General features: G+C 62.8%; 13 protein-coding genes. 3 read left to right on the plus strand and 10 right to left on the minus strand.

Annotation, left to right across the window (positions count from 1 at the left end; all coding sequences use genetic code 11):
- Positions 1-67: 67 nt before the first annotated feature.
- Positions 68-355, minus strand: a complete 288-nt coding sequence (locus LPA34_RS05470; protein WP_228975751.1) for a hypothetical protein — start codon at positions 353-355, stop codon at positions 68-70.
- A gap of 195 nt (positions 356-550) precedes the next feature.
- On the opposite strand from LPA34_RS05470, the gene xth reads away from it, so the two are divergent.
- Positions 551-1,327, plus strand: coding sequence for an exodeoxyribonuclease III (xth, locus tag LPA34_RS05475; RefSeq protein ID WP_228975755.1), 777 nt, complete (start codon positions 551-553; stop codon positions 1,325-1,327).
- 81 nt (positions 1,328-1,408) lie between these two features.
- Here xth and LPA34_RS05480 read toward each other — a convergent pair whose 3' ends face one another.
- The 4 genes from LPA34_RS05480 to glnA form a co-directional block, all read right to left on the minus strand.
- Positions 1,409-3,487 (minus strand): prolyl oligopeptidase family serine peptidase, encoded by a 2,079-nt coding sequence (locus LPA34_RS05480; RefSeq protein WP_228975757.1) that lies wholly within the window; start codon positions 3,485-3,487, stop codon positions 1,409-1,411.
- A 184-nt stretch (positions 3,488-3,671) separates the two neighbouring features.
- A complete protein-coding gene (gene ntrC, locus LPA34_RS05485) occupies positions 3,672-5,183 on the minus strand; it encodes a nitrogen regulation protein NR(I) (protein ID WP_228975759.1) in 1,512 nt (503 codons plus the stop codon).
- 81 nt (positions 5,184-5,264) lie between these two features.
- Positions 5,265-6,404, minus strand: coding sequence for a nitrogen regulation protein NR(II) (gene glnL / locus LPA34_RS05490; protein WP_228975761.1), 1,140 nt, complete (start codon positions 6,402-6,404; stop codon positions 5,265-5,267).
- 197 nt (positions 6,405-6,601) lie between these two features.
- Positions 6,602-8,017, minus strand: a complete 1,416-nt coding sequence (gene glnA / locus LPA34_RS05495; protein ID WP_228975763.1) for a type I glutamate--ammonia ligase — start codon at positions 8,015-8,017, stop codon at positions 6,602-6,604.
- Positions 8,018-8,458: 441 nt separating this feature from the next.
- Between glnA and LPA34_RS05500 the strand changes: the two genes are divergently transcribed.
- Positions 8,459-8,923, plus strand: coding sequence for a rhodanese-like domain-containing protein (locus tag LPA34_RS05500; RefSeq protein WP_228975764.1), 465 nt, complete (start codon positions 8,459-8,461; stop codon positions 8,921-8,923).
- A gap of 184 nt (positions 8,924-9,107) precedes the next feature.
- Here LPA34_RS05500 and LPA34_RS05505 read toward each other — a convergent pair whose 3' ends face one another.
- The 4 genes from LPA34_RS05505 to LPA34_RS05520 all read right to left on the minus strand — a co-directional run bounded on the left by LPA34_RS05505 (position 9,108) and on the right by LPA34_RS05520 (position 13,174).
- The gene (locus LPA34_RS05505) at positions 9,108-9,938 is read right to left on the minus strand and encodes a competence/damage-inducible protein A (protein ID WP_228975766.1); all 831 of its coding nucleotides are present in this window, start codon (positions 9,936-9,938) and stop codon (positions 9,108-9,110) included.
- 25 nt (positions 9,939-9,963) lie between these two features.
- Positions 9,964-10,794: an EI24 domain-containing protein gene (locus LPA34_RS05510; protein WP_228975768.1), complete on the minus strand. Its 831-nt coding sequence runs from the start codon at positions 10,792-10,794 to the stop codon at positions 9,964-9,966.
- Between the two features lie 280 nt (positions 10,795-11,074).
- A complete protein-coding gene (locus tag LPA34_RS05515) occupies positions 11,075-12,073 on the minus strand; it encodes a sterol desaturase family protein (protein ID WP_228975770.1) in 999 nt (332 codons plus the stop codon).
- 87 nt (positions 12,074-12,160) lie between these two features.
- Complete coding sequence (locus LPA34_RS05520) at positions 12,161-13,174, minus strand: YVTN family beta-propeller repeat protein (RefSeq protein ID WP_228975772.1); 1,014 nt, start codon at positions 13,172-13,174, stop codon at positions 12,161-12,163.
- A 909-nt stretch (positions 13,175-14,083) separates the two neighbouring features.
- On the opposite strand from LPA34_RS05520, the gene LPA34_RS05525 reads away from it, so the two are divergent.
- Complete coding sequence (locus LPA34_RS05525; protein ID WP_228975775.1) at positions 14,084-15,715, plus strand: YadA family autotransporter adhesin; 1,632 nt, start codon at positions 14,084-14,086, stop codon at positions 15,713-15,715.
- 66 nt (positions 15,716-15,781) lie between these two features.
- On the opposite strand, the gene hrpA is transcribed toward LPA34_RS05525, so the two are convergent.
- A complete protein-coding gene (hrpA, locus tag LPA34_RS05530; RefSeq protein WP_228975783.1) occupies positions 15,782-19,963 on the minus strand; it encodes an ATP-dependent RNA helicase HrpA in 4,182 nt (1,393 codons plus the stop codon).
- Between the last annotated feature and the right edge of the window lie 470 nt (positions 19,964-20,433).

Raw genomic sequence — 20,433 nt, forward strand, 5'->3', positions numbered from 1 at the left:
CAGAGGAAGCGAATTGTACTGGCGCACCCACGGAACGTCAAACAGTCATGTAAATTATTTCGCATGCTCACAGATCGGCTACGGTCGCGCCTTCGATTTTTCCGTCGATGATGTCTTCGCCATACCGGCTTGCGCTGCGTTTGGCCACGCCGAAATCGGAAAACGTCAGTTGACGCGAGAGCCGAAATACGCGGCTTGCCTTCGAGCCGCTGATCGCGCCCGGACGGCAGACGCGCACTGCGACGTCATAACCTTCCGCGTGTTTCTTGTGGCCGTCGAACTTGTTGAATTCCCGCGAGAAAACAAGCGGATGCACTTCGAAGTCCTTGTAAATGGCAGGATAGAGCTCGGCCATGATGTGCCCCTGAAACGTGAGTGTCACCCCACTATACGCTGCGCGATGCCAGGCCCCGACAATTATTTACCCTGATGACGACGCGTCCTTGCCGGGTCTGTGCGACGTTCGTCTTGATGCACACCGGAAGGAATCCAGCCACGCGCCACCTTCATGTAAACTCCTGCTCATCGCGCCCGCACTCTTCGACATCGAATGAAAATCGCCACCTGGAATGTGAACTCGCTGAAGGTTCGCCTGCAGCATGTAACCGACTGGCTCGAAACGAGCCAGGCCGACGTTCTGTGTCTGCAGGAACTCAAGCTTCCCGACGAAAAATTTCCGCGTGCGGAACTCGAGGCCAAAGGTTATCGAAGCTGGTTCGCCGGTCAGAAAACCTACAACGGCGTCGGCATCCTCGTGCGCGATGGACTTGCCGTCGACGAGACCTCGATCGTGCGCAACATCCCTGGTTTCGAGGACCCGCAGCAACGTGTGATCGCCGCGACCATCGAAGGCGTGCGCATTATTTCGGCGTATTTTCCGAACGGCCAGGCGCCAGGCACCGACAAATTCGCCTACAAACTGCGCTGGCTCGACGCGCTTCACGACTGGGTCTCGGGTGAACTCACGCAGCACCCGAAGCTCGCCCTGCTCGGCGACTACAACATCGCTCCTGAAGATCGCGACGTGCACGATCCGAAGGCGTGGGAAGGACAGAATCTTGTTTCGCCGGAAGAGCGCGCGCAGTTCGTACGGCTCGTCGAACTGGGTCTGGTGGATGCCTTCCGGAAATTCGAACACCCGGAGAAGACCTTCACGTGGTGGGACTACCGGATGCTCGCATTCCGTCGCAACGCGGGCGTTCGCATCGACCATATCCTGCTCTCGAACGTGCTCGCCGGTTCGTGCACGTCATGCGATGTCGATCGCGTTCCGCGCAAATGGGATCAGCCGTCCGACCATGCGCCGGTTGTCGCGCAGATCGGCTGAACACGCACGCACACCCGCACGCGCACGCGTGCTGCGCTCAACGCTTCGCGGCGCGCGTCAGCTGGGAACGAACGCTGAGCGTTACGACGTCAGCCGCGACGACAGAAACCCGAACACCATTGCATCGTAAGCGGCACGCTCCAGCGCATCGGAACCCGAACCGTGTCCGCCGTCGGTGTTCTCCCAGTACCAGACGTCCGCGTGACCCCACGCCTGCATGCGCGCCACCATCTTGCGTGCGTGCCCAGGATGCACACGATCGTCGCTCGTCGATGTCGTGAACAGCACGGCCGGATACTTCACGTTCGCCGACACACGGTGATACGGCGAGTACGCCGCAAGCGCACGCGCTTCGTGCGGATCGTCGGGGTCGCCATATTCGTCCATCCACGACGCACCCGCGTGCAACAGGTGATATCGCTGCATGTCGAGCAGCGGCACCTCGCACACGACAGCACCGAAGAGTTCCGGACGTTGCGTCATGCACGCGGCGACAAGCAGGCCGCCGTTACTGCCACCCTGAATGCCGAGCTGCGCCGCGGTTGTCACGCCGTCGGAAATCAACGCTTCAGCGACGGCGATAAAGTCGTCGAACGCGCGTTGCCGATGTTCGCGCTGCGCGGCCAGATGCCATTGCGTCCCGTACTCGCCACCGCCACGGATATGTGCAACCACATAGATGCCGCCCTGCTCCAGCCAGCCGATACCCGGACTCACGAGATAGTCCGGCGTCAGCGGGACAGCAAAGCCGCCATAGCCTGTCAGCAGACACGGACTCGCAACCGAAGTCGGCGTATCCAGGATGCGCCGCGCGCCGACGACGGTATACGGCACCCGCGTGCCGTCTTTCGACTGCGCGTATTCGCGTTTCACCGTGAGCGGCGCGGCGTCGAACTGCGTGGGCCAGCGATCCAGCACGGTCCATGCAGTCAGCTCTTCCTGTGCGAGATCGGCGAGACAGTATTCGGGAGGTTGCAGATAATCGTCGACGTCGACGTAAACTTCATCGTTGAGCGTGGCCTCGATCGGCGAGACATCCACCTGCGATGTTTCGCGCGACGGAAACGTGCGCGATTCCCAACGCCACTCGCTGTCGACCGATTGCAGCGGTTGCCAGAGCAGCGTACGGCTTTCGACATCGTCGAGGTACGACACGATCAGCATGTTGAGCGAATGCGTCCACTCACAGGCGGACGTGAGCGGTGTCGGCGTGAAAAGCGGCACGAATTGCCGGTTCCCCGCGAGAAATGCAGTCTCACGGATCGCGAGCAACGCGCCACCTGCATGAACGACGCCATCACACTTCCAGTCGAGACGCGGTTCGAGCAGCAGCCAGCCGTGCCAGCCGCCCACCGAAACGTGCGACGGCACGTCGTAGCGCTGCCACACGCCCTTCGCGTCGGGCCAGTACGTGTGCGAATCGAAGAAATCGACATCACGCACCGCGGAATGACGCTGCTCGACGGGGTCGTAATGCGCCTCCACGCCGATGTCGTCGAATTCACCGGCGAAGACAACCGGTGCATTGTCGAGCGCGGTGCCTCGCACCCAGCGGCGGACCTCACGCGGATAACCCGAGCGCGTGAGCGTTGTGTCGCCATTGTCCCAGCCGACATACAACGTATCCCGATCGATCCACGATGCCGTGTGCTTGCCCGCCACCGCAATCGTGAAGCCGTCTGACACGAAGCGCTGATTGTCGATGTCGAACTCGCGCACGATCGTCGCGTCGGATCCGCCCGGCGACAGGGCGATCAGCGCGCGGTCACCGTCCGGATACAGGATGTCGATATCGGCGCAGACCCACGGCGTGGCTTCGGCGTCGCCCAGCGCGTCGAAGTCGAGCAGGTTTTGCCATTGCGGCGAACCATTGCGCCAGCTTGCCCAGGACGTACGTCGCCAGAGACCCTTTGGATTGCGATCGTCCTGCCAGAAGTCATATGCCCAGTCTTTCCAGCGGCTCGGAATAACCGGCCGCTCGCGCGGCAGATACGCGCTTGCGAGGCGCTGCGTCAGCGCGTCGAAACGCTCGCCGTTGCGCCATGCGGCACTCGTGCGTGCATTCTGTTCGCCGACCCACGCCATGGACGCGGAATCGTGAAGCGCTTCGAGATGGATGAACGGATCAGTACTGCGAGGCCAGGAACGCGCTGCGGGCATGGTGAGCTGTCAAAAGAGGAACAGCACCGATTATGCCCTGCCGCCGGATCGCGCCGCGACCTGGCCGTTCGGCATATCAAACCGGCAACGCCCCCGGAAACGTCACCACCAGAAACAGAAAGGCCGTTCCATGCGCGACAACGCGCGTGGAACGGCCCTTGATGCGGTTGACCCCGCCGAACGGCTATTCGAGGTTTAACTCCTGGATCTTGCGCGTAATCGTATTGCGTCCGATACCGAGACGCTCCGCTGCTTCGACTTTACGTCCACGCGTGAAATCGAGCGCTTCGCGAATCACCGCGGCCTCGAAACGGCGCGACAGCTCGTCCATCACATCGGCCGAATTTTCGCGCAGCATACGGGCCACTTCAGTTCGCAATCCACTCTCCCACAGACTCACCGGCGGGGTTGCCGGCACGCCAGGCGTCGCGGAGAGCGGTGACGGCGACGACGCTCCGTTCGTTCCAGCCGCGGCCATTGCATTGCCGGCGGCGTCGGCGGCGAGCCCCCCGCCCGCGACAATATCCGCGTTACCCGCTGCCGGGGGCACGAGATCCGGCGGCAGATCCTTGATCTCGATCGTCTGCGCCGGCGCCATGACCGTCAGCCAGTTAGCCAGGTTCTCAAGCTGCCGCACGTTGCCGGCAAACGTGAGCGACGCCAGATACGCGAGCGTTTCGTCGGACACGCGCTTCGGCTCGACGCCCAGATCGCGTGCGCTCTTCTGCAGAAAATGACGCGTGAGCAGCGGAATATCCTCGCTGCGTTCGCGCAACGCCGGCAGTCGCAGACGGATCACGTTCAGACGGTGATACAGATCCTCGCGGAACAAACCCTGGCGCACGCGCGACTCGAGATTCTGGTGAGTCGCCGCGATGACCCGCACGTTGGCACGCAACGGATTGTGCCCGCCGACACGATAAAACTGGCCATCCGACAGCACGCGCAACAGACGCGTCTGCAGATCGAATGGCATATCGCCGATCTCGTCGAGGAAGAGCGTGCCGTTCTCGGCCTGCTCGAAGCGACCTTGCCGCATCGCCTGTGCGCCGGTGAACGCGCCGCGTTCGTGACCGAACAGTTCGGATTCCAGCAGATCCTTCGGGATCGCCGCCGTGTTGAGCGCGATGAACGGACCGTTCGCGCGCGGGCTATGACGGTGCAGCGCGCGTGCAACAAGCTCTTTACCGGTGCCTGATTCGCCGGTGATGAGCACGGTTGCCGCGGAATGAGACAGCCGCCCGATCGCGCGAAACATGTCCTGCATCGCCGGCGCCTGGCCGAGCATTTCCGGTGCATCCGCGACGCGATCGTCCCACGTCTGTTCGCCGCGCATGCTTTCGTCGACCGCGCGGCGAATCAGTTCGACCGCCTTGTCGACGTCGAACGGCTTGGCGAGATACTCGAACGCGCCGCCCTGGAACGCCGCAACGGCACTATCCAGATCGGAGAAGGCCGTCATGATGATGACGGGCAGACCCGGCACGCGGTCGCGGACGGTCTGCAACAGATCGAGGCCGGAGCCGCCTGGCATCCGGATGTCGGACACCAGCACCTGTGGGCTGTCGTGATCCAGCGCGCCCGCCGCCTCGCGCACGTTCGCGAAACTGCGTGTCGCGAAATTTTCCCGTGCGAGGGCTTTTTCGAGCACCCAGCGGATCGATTGATCGTCGTCTACTATCCAGATCGGCTTCATATGGTCGTTCGGAAGTCTTGAGGTGCGTCAGCGAGTGTGCTGCACCCTTGAATGCCTGTCTGTCATGAACGGAACGGGCGATTACTCAAGGGGCAGCAGGATCTGAAATTCGGTGTGACCCGGCCGGCTTTCCACTTCGATCAGACCGTCGTGCTGTTGTACGAATGTCTGCGCGAGCGTCAGGCCAAGACCGCTTCCATCCTCACGCCCCGAAACGAGCGGATAGAAGATGCGGTCCCGGATATCCTCGGGAATACCGGGACCGTTGTCGATGATATGCAAGTCCAATGCCAGCTTACAAAGGCGTTTCGCAATCGTGACCTTGCGCGCGACGCGCGTGCGCAATTCAATACGCGCATCGCCTTGCAGAATACGTTCACGTAATGCTTCGGCCGCATTGCGCACGATGTTCAGGAGCGCCTGGATCAGCTGCTCCTTGTCGCCACGCAAGTCGGGCACGCTCACATCGTAGTCGCGCTCGATTGTGAGACCGCGCGGAAACTCCGCGAGAATCACCGCGCGCACGCGCTCGCACACCTCGTGAATGTTCACGTCGCCCACGATATGCGGATGACGGTGCGGCTCAAGCAGCCGGTCGACGAGCGTCTGCAGCCGGTCGGATTCCTTGATGACGACCTGCGTGTACTCGCGCAGCTCGTCGCGTTCACGCGCACTCAATTCGAATTCAAGCAGTTGCGCGGCGCCCCGGATGCCGCCAAGCGGGTTCTTGATTTCGTGCGCCAGATTGCGGATCAACTGCTTGTTCACTGCGGTCAGATCCTGGATACGCTCTTCGCGATCGGTGCGCAGATGTCGTTCGTTCTCGAAGAGTTCGAGTAGCACGTAGTCAGGCGCGCTCTCGAGAAAACCGACGATCGCATGCACATGCAGCGGTTCGTGGCCGGGCCGCTCGAGAACCGCATCGAGATGGGTCGCATGGAAACGGTGTTCGGCGATCGAGGCGATTGTGAGCAGCAACTCGTCCGCGCTCGAGAAAATATCCGGCCACATCATCTGCGTAAGTTGCCGGCGCGACAGATCAAGCATCGATTCGGCGGAAGGATTCGCGAACGCGACGCGCAACGTGCGCTTTTCCAGCACCAGCACAACCGTCGGCAACGCTTCGAATCCAGGCAGCAGACCGGATTCGAGGAGCTGGGCGTCGCTCGACAGCGGTTCGGCGTGCCCTTTCCTGGCCTTGATCAGATTCTTCAGATCCATCTTGTATCAATCTGGTCGGTATGAAACGGTGATGAGGCGAACACGGCTAATTCGAGGTACGGCAACAGCATTGAAAACGGTCCAGCAACGCTGCGCGAGCGCTCAACAAAAAAGGGACGGCGCCGCCGTCCCTTCGTGACCAGTCGCGAACGTTCGGACGCGCGCTTCGCCTTCCTCCGGCGAAGCGCCATCGCCACTTACAGCGAGTAGTACAGTTCGAACTCGACCGGGTGCGTGGTCATACGCACACGTTGAAGTTCCGCTTCCTTCAGCTCCAGGTAAGCGTCGATCATCGAATCCGTGAACACGCCGCCGCGCGTGAGGAACTCGCGGTCGTTGTGCAATGCGTCCAGCGCCTGGTCGAGGCCGGCACACACGGTCGGGATCTTTGCATCCTCTTCCGGCGGCAGGTCGTACAGGTTCTTGTCCGCTGCTTCGCCCGGATGGATCTTGTTCTGCACGCCGTCGAGACCCGCCATCATCAGCGCCGAGAAGCACAGGTACGGATTGGCCATCGGATCCGGGAAGCGCGTTTCGATACGGCGACCCTTCGGGTTCGACACGTGCGGAATGCGGATCGATGCCGAGCGGTTGCGTGCCGAGTAGGCCAGCTTCACCGGTGCTTCGAAGTGCGGCACGAGACGCTTGTACGAGTTCGTCGTCGGGTTCGTGATCGCGTTCAGGGCACGGGCGTGCTTGATGATGCCGCCGATGTAGAACAGCGCGAATTCCGACAGGCCCGCATAGCCGTTACCTGCGAACAGGTTCTGGCCGTCCTTCCAGATCGACTGGTGAACGTGCATGCCCGAACCGTTGTCGCCCACGACCGGCTTCGGCATGAACGTAGCCGTCTTGCCGTACGTATGCGCGACGTTGTGGACGATGTACTTCAGTTGCTGCGTCCAGTCCGCGCGCTGCACGAGCGTCGAGAATCTGGTGCCGATTTCGTTCTGGCCTTGACCTGCCACTTCGTGGTGGTGCACTTCGACCGGAATGCCGATCTGTTCGAGCAGCAGGCACATTTCCGAGCGGATGTCCTGGAACTGGTCGACCGGCGCGACCGGGAAGTAGCCGCCCTTCGTGCCCGGACGGTGACCCGTGTTGCCGCCTTCGAATTCCTTGCCCGACGACCACGGTGCTTCTTCCGAGCCGATCTTCACGAAGCAGCCCGACATGTCCGTGTTCCAGCGGACCGAGTCGAAAATGAAGAATTCGGGTTCCGGGCCGAAGAAAGCCGTGTCGCCAAGGCCCGTGCTCTTCAGGTACGCTTCAGCGCGCTTTGCCAGCGAACGCGGGTCGCGTTCGTAGCCCTTGCCGTCCGCCGGTTCGACGACGTCACAGGTCATGACGAGGGTCGACTCTTCGTAGAACGGGTCGATGAACGCCGTGTCGGCGTCCGGAACGAGCAGCATGTCCGAAGCTTCAATGCCCTTCCAGCCGGCAATCGAAGAACCGTCGAACGCATGGCCGCTTTCGAATTTGTCTTCGTCGAAGTGCGACACCGGCACCGAAACATGTTGCTCCTTGCCGCGCGTGTCGGTGAAACGAAAGTCGACAAACTTGACGTCCTCGTCCTTGACGAGTTGCATGACGTCGGCCACGGATTTACTCATAACCTATTCTCCTGATTAACGAATTCGGCGGATTCTGCCGCCGCCCAAATCTAGCTGACCCGCCACCGCACGTCTATCCGATCTGGCAGATCGGGCTAAAAAAACGGCGATTGAATCGATCGGGTCGTATAAAGCAGCTTCCATGCCAACATGTTCCAGACTGGCGCGAAAGCCTTCCACTACGCGCACTTACAGGGAATTCCGATACGCAAAACCGCGCATTGACCACGACGGCCCACATGAATACGCACCATAACAGTGCTCACAGTTAGCGAGACCAATCCATCCATCCCGTTTTGGTGCACAAAGTCATGTTTGCACCTCGAAGGAGCATAACAGGCGTCCGGTGGATTTTGCACCGGCCGAACGGCCAGGTACGCGTGACGTAGCCTGCGCGCTAGAATGACCTTTTGGTTTCCAGCACGAAGGAGATTTGCCGTCATGAGCACGCTCGAACAGTTGTACGCGCAGGCCGAAAAACGGCGTGTCGAGAACCAGTTGCCGTACGCAGGCGCGCTTTCGCCCGCGGAGGCATTCGAGCTTTTTCAACTTGATCCGCGCACACGCCTTGTTGACGTTCGCACCCGCGCCGAGCTCGACTGGGTAGGCCGGCCGGTCATCGGTGATGGGCAATACGCCCACGTCGAGTGGACACGTTATCCGGGTGGCGTACCGAACCCGGAGTTTCTCGACCAGTTGGGCAAGGTTGCCGCGCAGGACACACCTGTACTGTTTCTGTGCCGCAGCGCAGCCCGCTCGAAGCTCGCTGCTATCGCTGCAACCCAGGTGGGCTTTACGCAGGCGTTTGACCTGCTGGAAGGCTTCGAAGGCGACAAGGACGGCCAGGGTCATCGGAAAACGGTCTCGGGCTGGTGTTTCCGCGGTCTGCCGTGGATCGGCGCGTGACGGGTGCCCGCGTTTTCTGTTCCTGGCTGATCGACGGAAAACGCCGGGCCAGCCGAAGCCACGCCGCTCACGGCAACCAGGCCGTCCATCCTGAGCGCGGGATGTGACACAACGATGATCTCGCGAGGCCTGCGGCCTCGCCGATAGCAACGCGGCTGGCAGCGAGAAAAACCGCCGGACCTGTTCAACCTCGCGGTTTCGCCTGCGCCGCGTCGAGTTCGACGATATCGCCACCGAGCAGATGCACGCCCGCGCGCAGCTTCACAAACGCCGCGGCAACCGCTTCGGGCTCACCTTTCACCCCCAGGTCGATGTGGCGACGGGCGTAGATACCGCCCCGCTCCGCATCGCCGACGCTCGGCAAGCTGAATACGCGCACACCTGGAAAGTCGTGCTCGATCTTTTCCATGAGCGGCGTGAGCGTCGATTCAGGCAACTCGAATACAAGAAGTGACTTTTCCGCGTGCGGCATCGCGTGGTGCAGATGCGCGTACTTCGTATCCAGCACCCATTCGATCATCGGCCACGCCATCACGGGGAAGCCCGGCACAAAGTGATGGTCGCCGACCGAGAAGCCGGGAATCTTGTTGTAACCATTCGGAATGATCGACGCGCCGCGCGGGAACGTGCCCATGTTCAGACGATGGCGGTTCTCCGGCGAATCGAGATCCGGCGGTGCACCGGAAGCATCCGCATGCATGTCGCTGATCCGCTCCTGGATCAGCCGGGCGGCCTCGGCATGCAGTTCGAGCGGGACACCGAGCGCAGCCGCGGCGCATTGACGGGTGTGATCGTCCGGCGTCGCGCCGATACCGCCCGTCGAAAACACGATGTCGCCCGAAGCGAACGAGCGGCGCAACGTCGTCGTGATGCGTTCCGGGTCGTCGCCGATGTATTCTGCCCAGCCTAACGCGAGGCCACGCTCCGTCAAAAGCTGGATGACTTTCGGCAGATGCTTGTCGGTTCGTCTGCCCGACAGGATTTCGTCGCCGATGATGATGACGCCAAATGCCATTGCCGCCTCTTCCTGAAAAATGGTTTCAGTACGGAACCGTCACTGCGGTGCGCGTCCCGTGTTCTTCCGCACGCATGCGCTGCAACGCGCGCAGGCAGTAATAACCGAACCACAGCGCCGAAAAGACCAGGATAAACGCATAGATCCAGATGGTCGCGGCCGTCACAACCGGAAACAGCACGATCAGCCAGACCGACGACGCCCAGAGCAGCGTCGGCAGCGAACCCAGCAGACCGCTCGCGACGCCGATCAGCAACAACGGCAACCGGTGCCGGCGCACCAGCGCGCGACGCTCCTCGCTGGTGGCATGTAACGCGAGCGCATCGTATGTCATGACGCGATACGTCAGCCAGCCCCACAACAGCGGCGGAATCAGCGCGAAGAATGGCGGCACGAGCCACAGCGGCAGCGTCACCACGAGCAGCACGAGACAGATGAGCGTCGTCCACAGCGCGTGAATCAGACTACCGTACCACGTTCCGCCGCGACGCATCTCCAGGCTGGCAAACTGCCTCGCGGCCAGGTGACGGATGACGGCCGGCATCGAAAGTGTCGCGATCAGCAGCAGCACGGTCACGACGATCAGCGGGATCGCGAGCGCAATCACGATGAACGGCGCGATCACCGCATGCAGCGACGAAAACCCGAGCCAGTCGAACATGCCATAGAGCGACGTGGTGAACGCCCAGCTCTCGAGCCACGCTCGCGTGGCATCGGTCCACGTCTGCCAGGAAAACCAGAGGATGACGCCCCATACGATCGCCGCCGCCGCGAACGGCATGAACGTCAGCCAGAGCATGCGCGGATGGAGCGCGCTGGAAAGTGCGCGCCCAAACGAGCGCAACAGGTCATTCATGCGAGCCAGATACCGGTGAATGAAGCGATGGATGGACGAGAAACAGGGCGACGGACGGAACGGTTGGCGAACAGGAGGTCAACGACGAACAACGTCGGACACACACGCCCGCTCAACCGTGATCATCGCCGGTCGAACTGTGGACAGGATAAACCAGGGACCGCGCCACCGGGAAAACCCGCTGCGGCAGCGCATATGAACAGAAGCGTTAGCGACGATGCGGTCGCTGATTGCAGGCGAAGCAAAACCAGACGAAGCGGAAGAAACGGGCGCAGTTCGCTCAGACGGGCGCGGCGTCGCTACCCTGCCCACGGCGCCCCGGTGCGACCCGCCGGGCAATGCGCACAAGCGCAAGCCAGTGCTGCGCCCAGAAACCGTCGCCGTACTGACGGCCCTCGAGCTGATCCCGAATACCGGTCGGCTCCATCTCGCGAACCCACGAAGCCGTCCGGAACAACTGATCCCACCACGGAAACAGCACGCCGAAATTGCATCCGTAGGTCGTGCCCTCATGGCCGTAACCCATTGCGTGATGCCGGCGATGGAACGTCGGGCTGACGAGCAGCCGCTCGCCCAGCCAGCCGAAATACATCCGGATATTGGCGTGCTGAACGCTCTGCGCGAGATTCGTAATGGCCACGAGTACGACGAACTGCGACGGCGGCACGCCAATCACCAGCGCGATCGCGGCGAAAAAGCACGCCTGCAGCACGTCGTCGAGCAGATGATTGCGGTCGTCGGACCACAGCGACATCTGACGCTGGCTGTGATGCACTGCATGCAGTTCCCACCAGAGCCCGAAGCGATGTTCGCCACGGTGATACCAGTACCCTGCGAAATCGAGCACGACCAGATACATCAGGAACGTGACGAGCGGTTGCGTGGTGACGCCGGGCCACAGGTTGTCGAACTCGATGTTCGCGATGTTATGCAGCCGCAGCCAGCCCTGTATGCCGTCGAAAAACGGTTGCAGCACGAAGAAGAAAAACAGGTTCAGGATGCCGAGCTTCGCGATCCACGTGTAGAGCACGTCGACACGCACCGCGTTGCGGTTCTCCCACCGCTCGACAGGGCACAACGCCTCCAGCGGTCGCAGCACGGCATACATGGCCAGTACCTCGAACACACCGACGATCACCCAGTAGAGGCTGTCGTAGGTGTCCTCGTCGTAGTCCATCAGGTCGAGACGAAACAGCAGCGGCTGCACGACGTCGACGTACAGCAGCGTCTGCACTGCGGAGACGAAACTATCGAGAGTCGAAAAAATCGTGTGGAACATGGTGCCTGCCGTGCTTTAACCCGATACGTCAATGCGTTACTTCAACCCGCTACTTCTGCATCATGCGTCGCCAGTGCGGGTGGCGACCTATGCGCCGTTCGGCGCCGTAACCGGCGCGCGATCGAAGAAATAGATGCCATGCGGCGAGCGTCCAACTGCGATCGTCTGGATCAGTTTACGCGTGGACAGATCGATGATGCCGATGTGCTTCGCAAACCGGAACGTCACCCACAGATAGCGCCTGTCGGCCGAAAGCTCCATATCGTCCGGCCCCGGCATCAGGCCCGTGATGTCGCCTACGTTCGTGAGCGTGTCTTCGTCGATGATGCTGATGGTACTCGCGACACGATTCGACACCGCGACGTGCCTGCCGTCAACCAGCGAGCGGAAGTTGTGCGCGCCCTTGCCCGTCGGAATCGTTTTCACGATCTTCTGGTTCTTCCAGTCGACCACCGCGACATAATCCGCCCCCGTCATGCCGACCAGCAGATATTTCTCGCCCGGCGTCATCCAGAGGCCAGCCGGCACCTTGCCGACCTTCATCTTCCACTTGACCTGCTGCGTGTTGAGATCGATCGCGGCGAGTTCGCCCGACACCTGCAACGTGACGAACACCGTTTTGCTGTCGGTCGTGAACGCCATGTGACTCGGCATCACGCCGAGCGGCAGACGGCTCGCAAGCGCCAGGTTGTGGCCGTCGTAGTGATAGATATCGAGCCGGTCGAGCCGCAGGCCCGTGGTGACCATCCACTTGTGATCCGGCGAAAAGCCGATCTGGTAGGGATCTTCGATGCCTTCGACCCAGCGCTGCACCTTGCCCGTTTTCGGATCGACGAACATCAGGTTGTTCGAGACCGAGTTGGCGACGATCAGCGACGAATTGTCCGGCGTCACCATCAGATGATGCGGTTCCTTGCCGGTTGGAATGGTGCCGACGACCTGGCGGGTCGCCTCATCGACCAGACTGAGCGTTGCCTCGCCGGAATTGAGGACGATCACGTTGTTCGCTTGCGCTACTGGAGAAAAAAAGCCCGCTGCGACAACCAGGGCAGCGCCCGCTGCCAGCGTACTGGTCAGGCGGGAAAGAAAAAAATTGCGCATGAAAACTCACGTCGGAGAATAGCCATCATTGTAGAACGTTTGCCCGCGCGCGCGGTTGACGCAGGTCGGCCTCACGCAGGAAGAAACGCGCGCCACCGGGACTGCGCTTACGGACCGCGCTCTGAGCCACTGCCGCCGACGATGGCCCGCAGTCGCAGGCAAACTCAGCTGCAATCCTCCGCGAACGGCTCTTGATCTCAATGTGCTCTGATTTTCACTCGTAAAAATAAGAATCCGATTAATCAATCAGCCTCGCATTTAATTTTCCCATAAAAATATCAGACTCCGATTAATTTTATCTGAATATATTTATATTCGTCTTAAGCCAAATAGCCATTGTGGATTTAAGAGTTAACTCATACCTGCTAAATCTGCCATACGGGAAAATCAGATCAAATCATTTTCCCCGCAACAAATCCCTGATCATTTCAGTGAGAAAACACTGTGCGACCCGTTTCGCACAGGACTTTCCACATCTATCTCATCCGCACTGTAATAGCCAGTAGCGGCCTGAGCTGGATTCTTATCGGTCGAAGAAAGCCTGCACAGGTCAATCGATCCGAAAGCAGACTCACTGATGAGTTCACGGTCTTAACATGGCAGAGTATTTCAGGAATGCATCGACCCTACGACCCATCCATCAACGTCAAACCTGACTTCCGTAACGCGCATCCTGTCTCGACCCTGCGCTCAATGCATGGGCGGATTTTAATCCGGTTCGCGACGGCGACCCTGCTGGCGACGGCTGGGGCCACATCGGCATATGCCTCGGCGTCAGCCCCTGCCGCCAGCGCTCCCCAACTGGAACAGGCGGCGGCGCCGATAACCTCCGCCGTAACCGTTTCGGCCGTCAGCGGCACCGATCCGTATTTCAAGGCAGATGGCGCCAACGACGATTCCGACAACGCCGTGGCTGCTGCCGGCTCCGGAAGCGTCGCGGCGGGCGCCAATGCACGTGCTACCGGCACGGCGGCTGTCGCAGCCGGTAACGGCGCGAGCGCCACCGGTGCGGATGCGGTTGCCGTCGGCGACGGCGCGGCCGCGACAAGCACCGGCGCCATCGCGATCGGCGGCAACGCGCGCGCCAGCGGGCTCGGTGCGATGGCGACCGGCAAGGACGCGAGCGCCACCGGCAACGGCGCGTTTGCGGCCGGTTATCAGTCGAAAGCCGTCGATCTCGCCACGGCAACCGGCATCTTCGCCACCGCGACGGGTTCGCGCAGCACGGCTGTCGGCGCGGCGGCGAATGCCAGCGGACTGTCGTCCGTCGCGATCGGCAACGGCGCCCAGGCCACGCGCGCGAACAGCGTTGCGCTTGGCGCCGACTCCACGACGTACGCGAATCTAGCCACACTCGCGTTCACGCCAGTCGGCGCGACGCTCATGATCGCGGGCGCCACGGCCGCCGGCGAAGTCTCCGTGGGTGCCGCCAGTGCGGAGCGGCGCGTCACGAACGTCGCCGCAGGTGCGGCCGATACCGATGCGGTCAATCTGAGCCAGTTGAAAGCGCTCGACAGCAAGGTCGAAGGCGCCGCGTTCTATGACCGCTACGCGGACGGCTCCTTCAACCGCAACAGTTTCACTCTCGGCGGCGATCCGGCAAGAGGCGGCACGGTGATTCACAACGTCGCGGATGGCGTCGATGCGCACGATGCAGTCAACGTCGCGCAGCTGAACGCCGTGAGCGCAAAGGCGGATCAGGCGGCAACCCGGGCCGAAAGCGCCGTCACCTACGACACGAACCCCGACGCCACCGTCAACCACAACAGCATCACGCTTGCCGGCAGCGCGACTGGCGGCGGGACGATCATCCATAACGTCGCGAACGGGATCGACGCATTCGACGCGGTCAACGTCGGCCAGTTAAACGCCGCGGTGGGCGACGCGATCGGGCACATCGCGGTCAATGCCGCCAATCCACTCTTCAGCGCCGATGGCGATCGCGATACCGAAGCCGCACAGTCGAGCGGCGCGCACTCCGTCGCGGCTGGCGCGAACGCCCGGGCAACCGGAACCGGCGCCGTCGCACTTGGTGCGAACACGGTCGCGAGCGCTGCGAACGCAACCGCACTTGGGGCGGGCGCCAGCGTCAGCGCGGACAACGCCGTGGCGCTTGGCGCGGGATCCATTGCGGATCGGGCGAATACGGTTTCAGTCGGCGCGGCGGGCGCGGAGCGGCAGATTGGAAACGTTGCGGCCGGCGTGCAGGGCACGGATGCGGTCAACGTGAACCAGTTGAACCAGGGCATGAGCGGCGCGGTCGGCCAGGCGAACCGTTATGCCGACGACCAGGTGCGGTCCGCCCGCCGCGATGCTTACGGCGGCACGGCTTCCGCGCTGGCGGTTGCCGGACTGCCGCAGGCAGTGTTGCCCGGTCACGGCATGGTGGCGGCCGCGGCCGGCACCTATGGCGGCCAGTCCGCCGTGGCGCTCGGCGTGTCGCAACTCTCGGGAACAGGAAAATGGGCCTACAAGGTCCAGGGCACCGCCAGTTCGCGCGGCGAATTCGGCGCATCGGCTGGAGCAGGCATGCACTGGTAACGCATCACGCGTGTGAGCGCAGCGGGCCACCGCACATGCGCCACACGCGAGCTCGCCTGGCGCCGCTCAGCGTTGCATCGATTCCCATACCTTGTGCAAACGCTTGACGGAGACCGGCATCGGCGTTCGCAGCTCCTGCGCGAAGAGCGAAATCCGCAGTTCCTCTAGCAGCCAGCGGAATTCCGTGAGCCGCGAATCCATCACGCCGCCGCGCTGCGCGATCGCACGCTGATAGTGCTGCAGCAGCGGCTGGAATTCCGCGAACTGGCGCGCATCGCGGGCCGGGTCGGCTTTCAGCTTGTCGATACGCAACGCGATCCCCTTCAGGTAGCGCGGGAAATGTGCCAGTTGCACATAAGGCGTATCGACGACAAAGCGTTTGCCGATCAGCGCATCCAGCTGGTTCTGCATGTCCGCATGCGCTGACGTGAACGATTTCGCCTGCACGAGCTTTTTGGTCACCGCGGCGTATTCGGCCAGTATCTGCCCGGCAAGGCGTGCGATTTCCTGGGCAAGCAGCGTCAGACGGCCGCGGCCTTCGTCGCGTCGTGTGTGGAACGTGAGGTCGTCATCGGGGAGCGGATCCTGCAGGCAGGCGCGATCGAGCGCCATGTCGACCAGCTGGTCGCGCAATTCTTCCTGCGTGCCGCGCGGCATGAACTGCATCGACATTTCGCGTATGCCCGGCAGGTTCTTCTCGAGATATTTGATCGGCTCGCGTAGCTGCAGCGCAAAGAGACGTCGCAGACCGGCGCGATGAATCCGTGCCGCTTCTTCGGGCGAGTCGAACACTTCGACGTCGCAGTGTGCCGTGCGATCCACGAGCGCCGGGTAGCCGAACAGGGTCTGCCCGCCACGGCGAATTTCAAGCAACTCGGGAAGCTTGCCGAAATTCCACGTCGTGAGGTTTTCGTATAGCGCGGTCACGGTATTGCTGCCCGCTGCCGCCGTCTGTGCCGTACTTCCACCCTGCCCGCCACGCGTGCCGGCTTTCGTGGAAGGCGACACCGATGCCGCATCGCGCGGCACCGCATCGCCGGAAACGTGTCCCGACAGGCCCGGTGCGCCGCCAGGCGCGGCGCCTGCCGCGATCTTCTGGAAATGTTGCTGCGCCTGGCCGCCGAGTTCAGCACGCAGTTGCGCAAGATTGCGGCCCATCGCAAGTTGCCGGCCGTGCTCGTCGATGACCTTGAAGTTCATGAACAGATGCGCCGGCAGCGTCTCGAGCTTGAAGTCCGACTGCTTCATCGCGATCTGCGTCTGTTCGCGCACATCGGCGATCAGCGCTTCGAGCAGACCGCCCGCGCCGAAACGCGGGCCACCGGTGCGCTGGACAAAACCCGCGGCGTACTCCGGCAACGGCACGCAGTGGCGGCGCAGCTTTTGCGGCAGCGACTTCAGGAGCAGTTGCACCTTCTCCTTCAGCATGCCGGGCACGAGCCATTCGCAGCGGCGCGCGTCGACCTGGTTCAACGCATAGAGCGGAACGGCCGCCGTCACGCCATCACGCGGCGAACCCGGCTCGAAGTGATACGTGAGCGCCATTTCGACGCCTGACATCGTCATGCGCTTCGGAAACAGATCGGTCGTGACGCCAGCGGCTTCGTGCCGCATCAGATCGTCACGCGACAGATACAGCAGACGCAGCTTGTCCCCGGTCTGCCCGCTCTTTTTAACTTCGTCCTTGTACCAGCGCTCGAACGACGCGCCTGTATAAATGCCCTCGGGAATCGCCTGGTCGTAAAAGCCGAAGATCAGCTCGTCGTCGACCAGCACATCCTGGCGGCGCGACTTGTGTTCCAGCTGCTCGATGTCGGCGAGCAGCTTGCGGTTATGCGCGAAAAACGCGAGCTTCGTATCGAACTCGCCCTCGACCAGCGCGCCACGGATAAACAGCTCACGCGCACGCGTCGGGTCCTGCCTGCCGAAACTCACACGCCGCCGGTGATACACCGGCAGACCGTACAGCACCGCGCGCTCGAACGCCGACACCTGTGCCGCGCGCTTTTCCCAATGCGGCTCGGACAGCGACTTTTTCAGCAGATGCGCACCGATCTGCTCGATCCACTCCGGCTCGACTTTCGCGATACAGCGGGCGTACAAACGGCTCGTCTCGACCAGTTCCGCGGCGATGACCCAGCGGCCCGCCTTCTTCACGAGCGCCGAGCCCGGCCACAGGTAAAACTTGATGCTGCGCGCGCCGAGATAGTACGGCTCGTCATCCGCCTTCAGGCCGATGTTGCCGAGCAGGCCCGTCAGAAGTGCCAGATGGATCTGCTCGAACGTCGCTTCGCTTTCGTTGAGCCGCCAGCCGTGCTCGCGCACCACCGTCAGCAACTGCGAATGCACGTCGCGCCATTCCCGCAGCCGCAGGTGCGACAGGAAATTCGCGCGGCACGCGTCGACCAGTTGCCTGTTCGATTTCTTGTGCGCGACGGCTTCCTCGAACCACGTCCAGATCTTCAGCCACTGGAGGAATTCCGAACGGTCGTCGGCGAAGCGGCGATGCGCCTGATCGGCCTGCTCCTGCGCTTCGACCGGCCGGTCGCGTGGGTCCTGCACGGACAGCGCGCTCGCGATGATCAGCACTTCGCGCAGCGCCTGCTGGTCGCGCGCGGCGAGAATCATCCGGCCGACGCGCGGATCGAGCGGCAGGCGCGCGAGCTCGCGGCCGAGCGGCGTCAGCGCGTTATCGTCGTCGACGGCGCCCAGCTCGTTCAGCAACTGGTAGCCGTCGGCGATCGCCCGGCCTGGCGGCGGCTCGATAAACGGAAACGTTTCGATTTCAGTCAGGTGCAGCGACTTCATCCGCAAGATCACGGACGCGAGCGACGAGCGCAGGATTTCCGGATCGGTGAACCGCACGCGGCCCTGGTAGTCGCTTTCCTCGTACAGACGGATGCAGATGCCATCGGCGACACGGCCGCATCGTCCGGCGCGCTGGTTCGCCGCCGCCTGCGAAATCGACTCGATCTGCAATTGTTCGACCTTGTTGCGATACGAGTAACGCTTCACGCGCGCGAGACCCGAGTCGACCACATAGCGAATGCCCGGCACGGTCAGCGACGTTTCGGCGACGTTCGTCGCGAGCACGATCCGGCGCGCGTTCGACGCCTTGAACACGCGCTCCTGCTCGGCCGCCGAAAGGCGCGCGAACAGCGGCAGGATTTCGGTATGCGGCGGATGATGCTTGCGCAGCGCCTCGGCGGCATCGCGAATTTCGCGCTCGCCCGGCAGGAACACGAGTACGTCGCCCGGGCCTTCACGGCAGAGTTCATCGACGGCATCGACGATCGCTTCCATCAGGTCGCGATCGGCATCGCGCTGCGATTTCTGGCGCTCCGGACGATCCGCGCGCTCGCGCCCGGACGACGTGCCCTCCGCCGATTTCACGGCGGGGCTGTCCTCGACGACGGGCCGGTAACGCACTTCGACCGGATACAGACGCCCGCTGACCTCGATCACCGGCGCGGGTTTTTCGTCGCTGCCGAAATGGCGCGCGAAGCGGCCGGCATCGATCGTCGCCGACGTCACGATCACTTTCAGATCGGGACGCTTCGGCAGGATCTCGCGCAGGTAGCCGAGCAGGAAATCGATGTTCAGGCTGCGCTCGTGCGCCTCGTCGATGATGATCGTGTCGTAGGCCTTGAGGAGCGGATCGGTCTGCGTTTCGGCGAGCAGGATCCCGTCCGTCATCAGCTTCACCGATGCGCCAGGCGACAGGTTGTCCGTGAAGCGCACCTTGTAGCCGACCACTTCGCCGAACGGCGTGCCGAGTTCCTCGGCGATGCGCCGGCCCGTCGCCGACGCCGCGATCCGGCGCGGCTGCGTGTGGCCGATCAGACCTGAGCCGCCCGCGCCGGGACCGCGTCCGAGCGCCAGACAGATTTTCGGCAGCTGTGTGGTCTTGCCGGAGCCGGTTTCGCCGCTCACGATCACCACCTGATTCTCCGAGATCGCGCGGGCGATCTCGTCGCGCCGGCCCGACACGGGCAACGCTTCGGGAAACGTAATGGGCGGAACGGGGTTCGGCTCCACGACGCGCGCGGCACGCGGCGGTTTCTTTTCGCGCGGGGCGGCGGGGTCGTTTTGGGACGGCTGTTCTTCATGGCGCCGCTGACCGGACCTGGGCGGCCCGCCGTCGTTGCGCCGCTGCGCCGGGTTTCGCGGTTGGGCTTCGTTGCGCGAACGCTGCGCGCCGTGCGGTTGCACGGCACCCGGCGACGCCCCTTCCTTGCGCGGCGGCATCGCACTGTCCGCGCGTCCAGCTTCGCGCGGCGTTCCGTCACGGCGCTGCTGCCGCGGGTTTCGCCGTGCGTCTGGCGACGGTTGCGAAGTTCGCGGGGAAACCGGCGCCTGCGCCCGTTGCGCACGCGCATCACCCGGCTCGCCGGACGAAGGTTTTTTCGGGAACTGGGCCGCGTCTGGCTGCTCCGCTCCAGAAGAGCGTGATGGCGCGCTAACCGGGGGCTCCGGCGGCTTCGACTGCTTCTTTTGTGGCGGCCCGGGCGGCGGCTTTTGCTGCAAAAGCGCCTGGCGCAACAATGCCAGTGCATCCGTCCCGCGAGCCTGTTCTTTCTGTGCCGCCGGCTTCTGGCTACTGGCGCGATCGTCTCGCGCGGCTTTGGCGGCGTCCGTTTGTGACGCCTCCCGCGTATCGTCCACGGGGTTGCGCGGCGTGTGCCCCACGCCCGCGCGATCCTCGCGCGTGTGCGCCG

Origin of the sequence: Paraburkholderia gardini, assembly GCF_907164575.1 — a bacterium.
GTDB lineage: Bacteria > Pseudomonadota > Gammaproteobacteria > Burkholderiales > Burkholderiaceae > Paraburkholderia > Paraburkholderia gardini.

Bases quoted from the DNA above. Each gene is read 5' to 3' on its own strand.
- LPA34_RS05470 (WP_228975751.1), bottom strand. From the start codon at position 355: ATGGCCGAGCTCTATCCTGCCATTTACAAGGACTTCGAAGTGCATCCG.
- xth (WP_228975755.1), top strand. From the start codon at position 551: ATGAAAATCGCCACCTGGAATGTGAACTCGCTGAAGGTTCGCCTGCAG.
- LPA34_RS05480 (WP_228975757.1), bottom strand. From the start codon at position 3,487: ATGCCCGCAGCGCGTTCCTGGCCTCGCAGTACTGATCCGTTCATCCAT.
- ntrC (WP_228975759.1), bottom strand. From the start codon at position 5,183: ATGAAGCCGATCTGGATAGTAGACGACGATCAATCGATCCGCTGGGTG.
- glnL (WP_228975761.1), bottom strand. From the start codon at position 6,404: ATGGATCTGAAGAATCTGATCAAGGCCAGGAAAGGGCACGCCGAACCG.
- glnA (WP_228975763.1), bottom strand. From the start codon at position 8,017: ATGAGTAAATCCGTGGCCGACGTCATGCAACTCGTCAAGGACGAGGAC.
- LPA34_RS05500 (WP_228975764.1), top strand. From the start codon at position 8,459: ATGAGCACGCTCGAACAGTTGTACGCGCAGGCCGAAAAACGGCGTGTC.
- LPA34_RS05505 (WP_228975766.1), bottom strand. From the start codon at position 9,938: ATGGCATTTGGCGTCATCATCATCGGCGACGAAATCCTGTCGGGCAGA.
- LPA34_RS05510 (WP_228975768.1), bottom strand. From the start codon at position 10,794: ATGAATGACCTGTTGCGCTCGTTTGGGCGCGCACTTTCCAGCGCGCTC.
- LPA34_RS05515 (WP_228975770.1), bottom strand. From the start codon at position 12,073: ATGTTCCACACGATTTTTTCGACTCTCGATAGTTTCGTCTCCGCAGTG.
- LPA34_RS05520 (WP_228975772.1), bottom strand. From the start codon at position 13,174: ATGCGCAATTTTTTTCTTTCCCGCCTGACCAGTACGCTGGCAGCGGGC.
- hrpA (WP_228975783.1), bottom strand. From the start codon at position 19,963: ATGCCGCCGCGCAAGGAAGGGGCGTCGCCGGGTGCCGTGCAACCGCAC.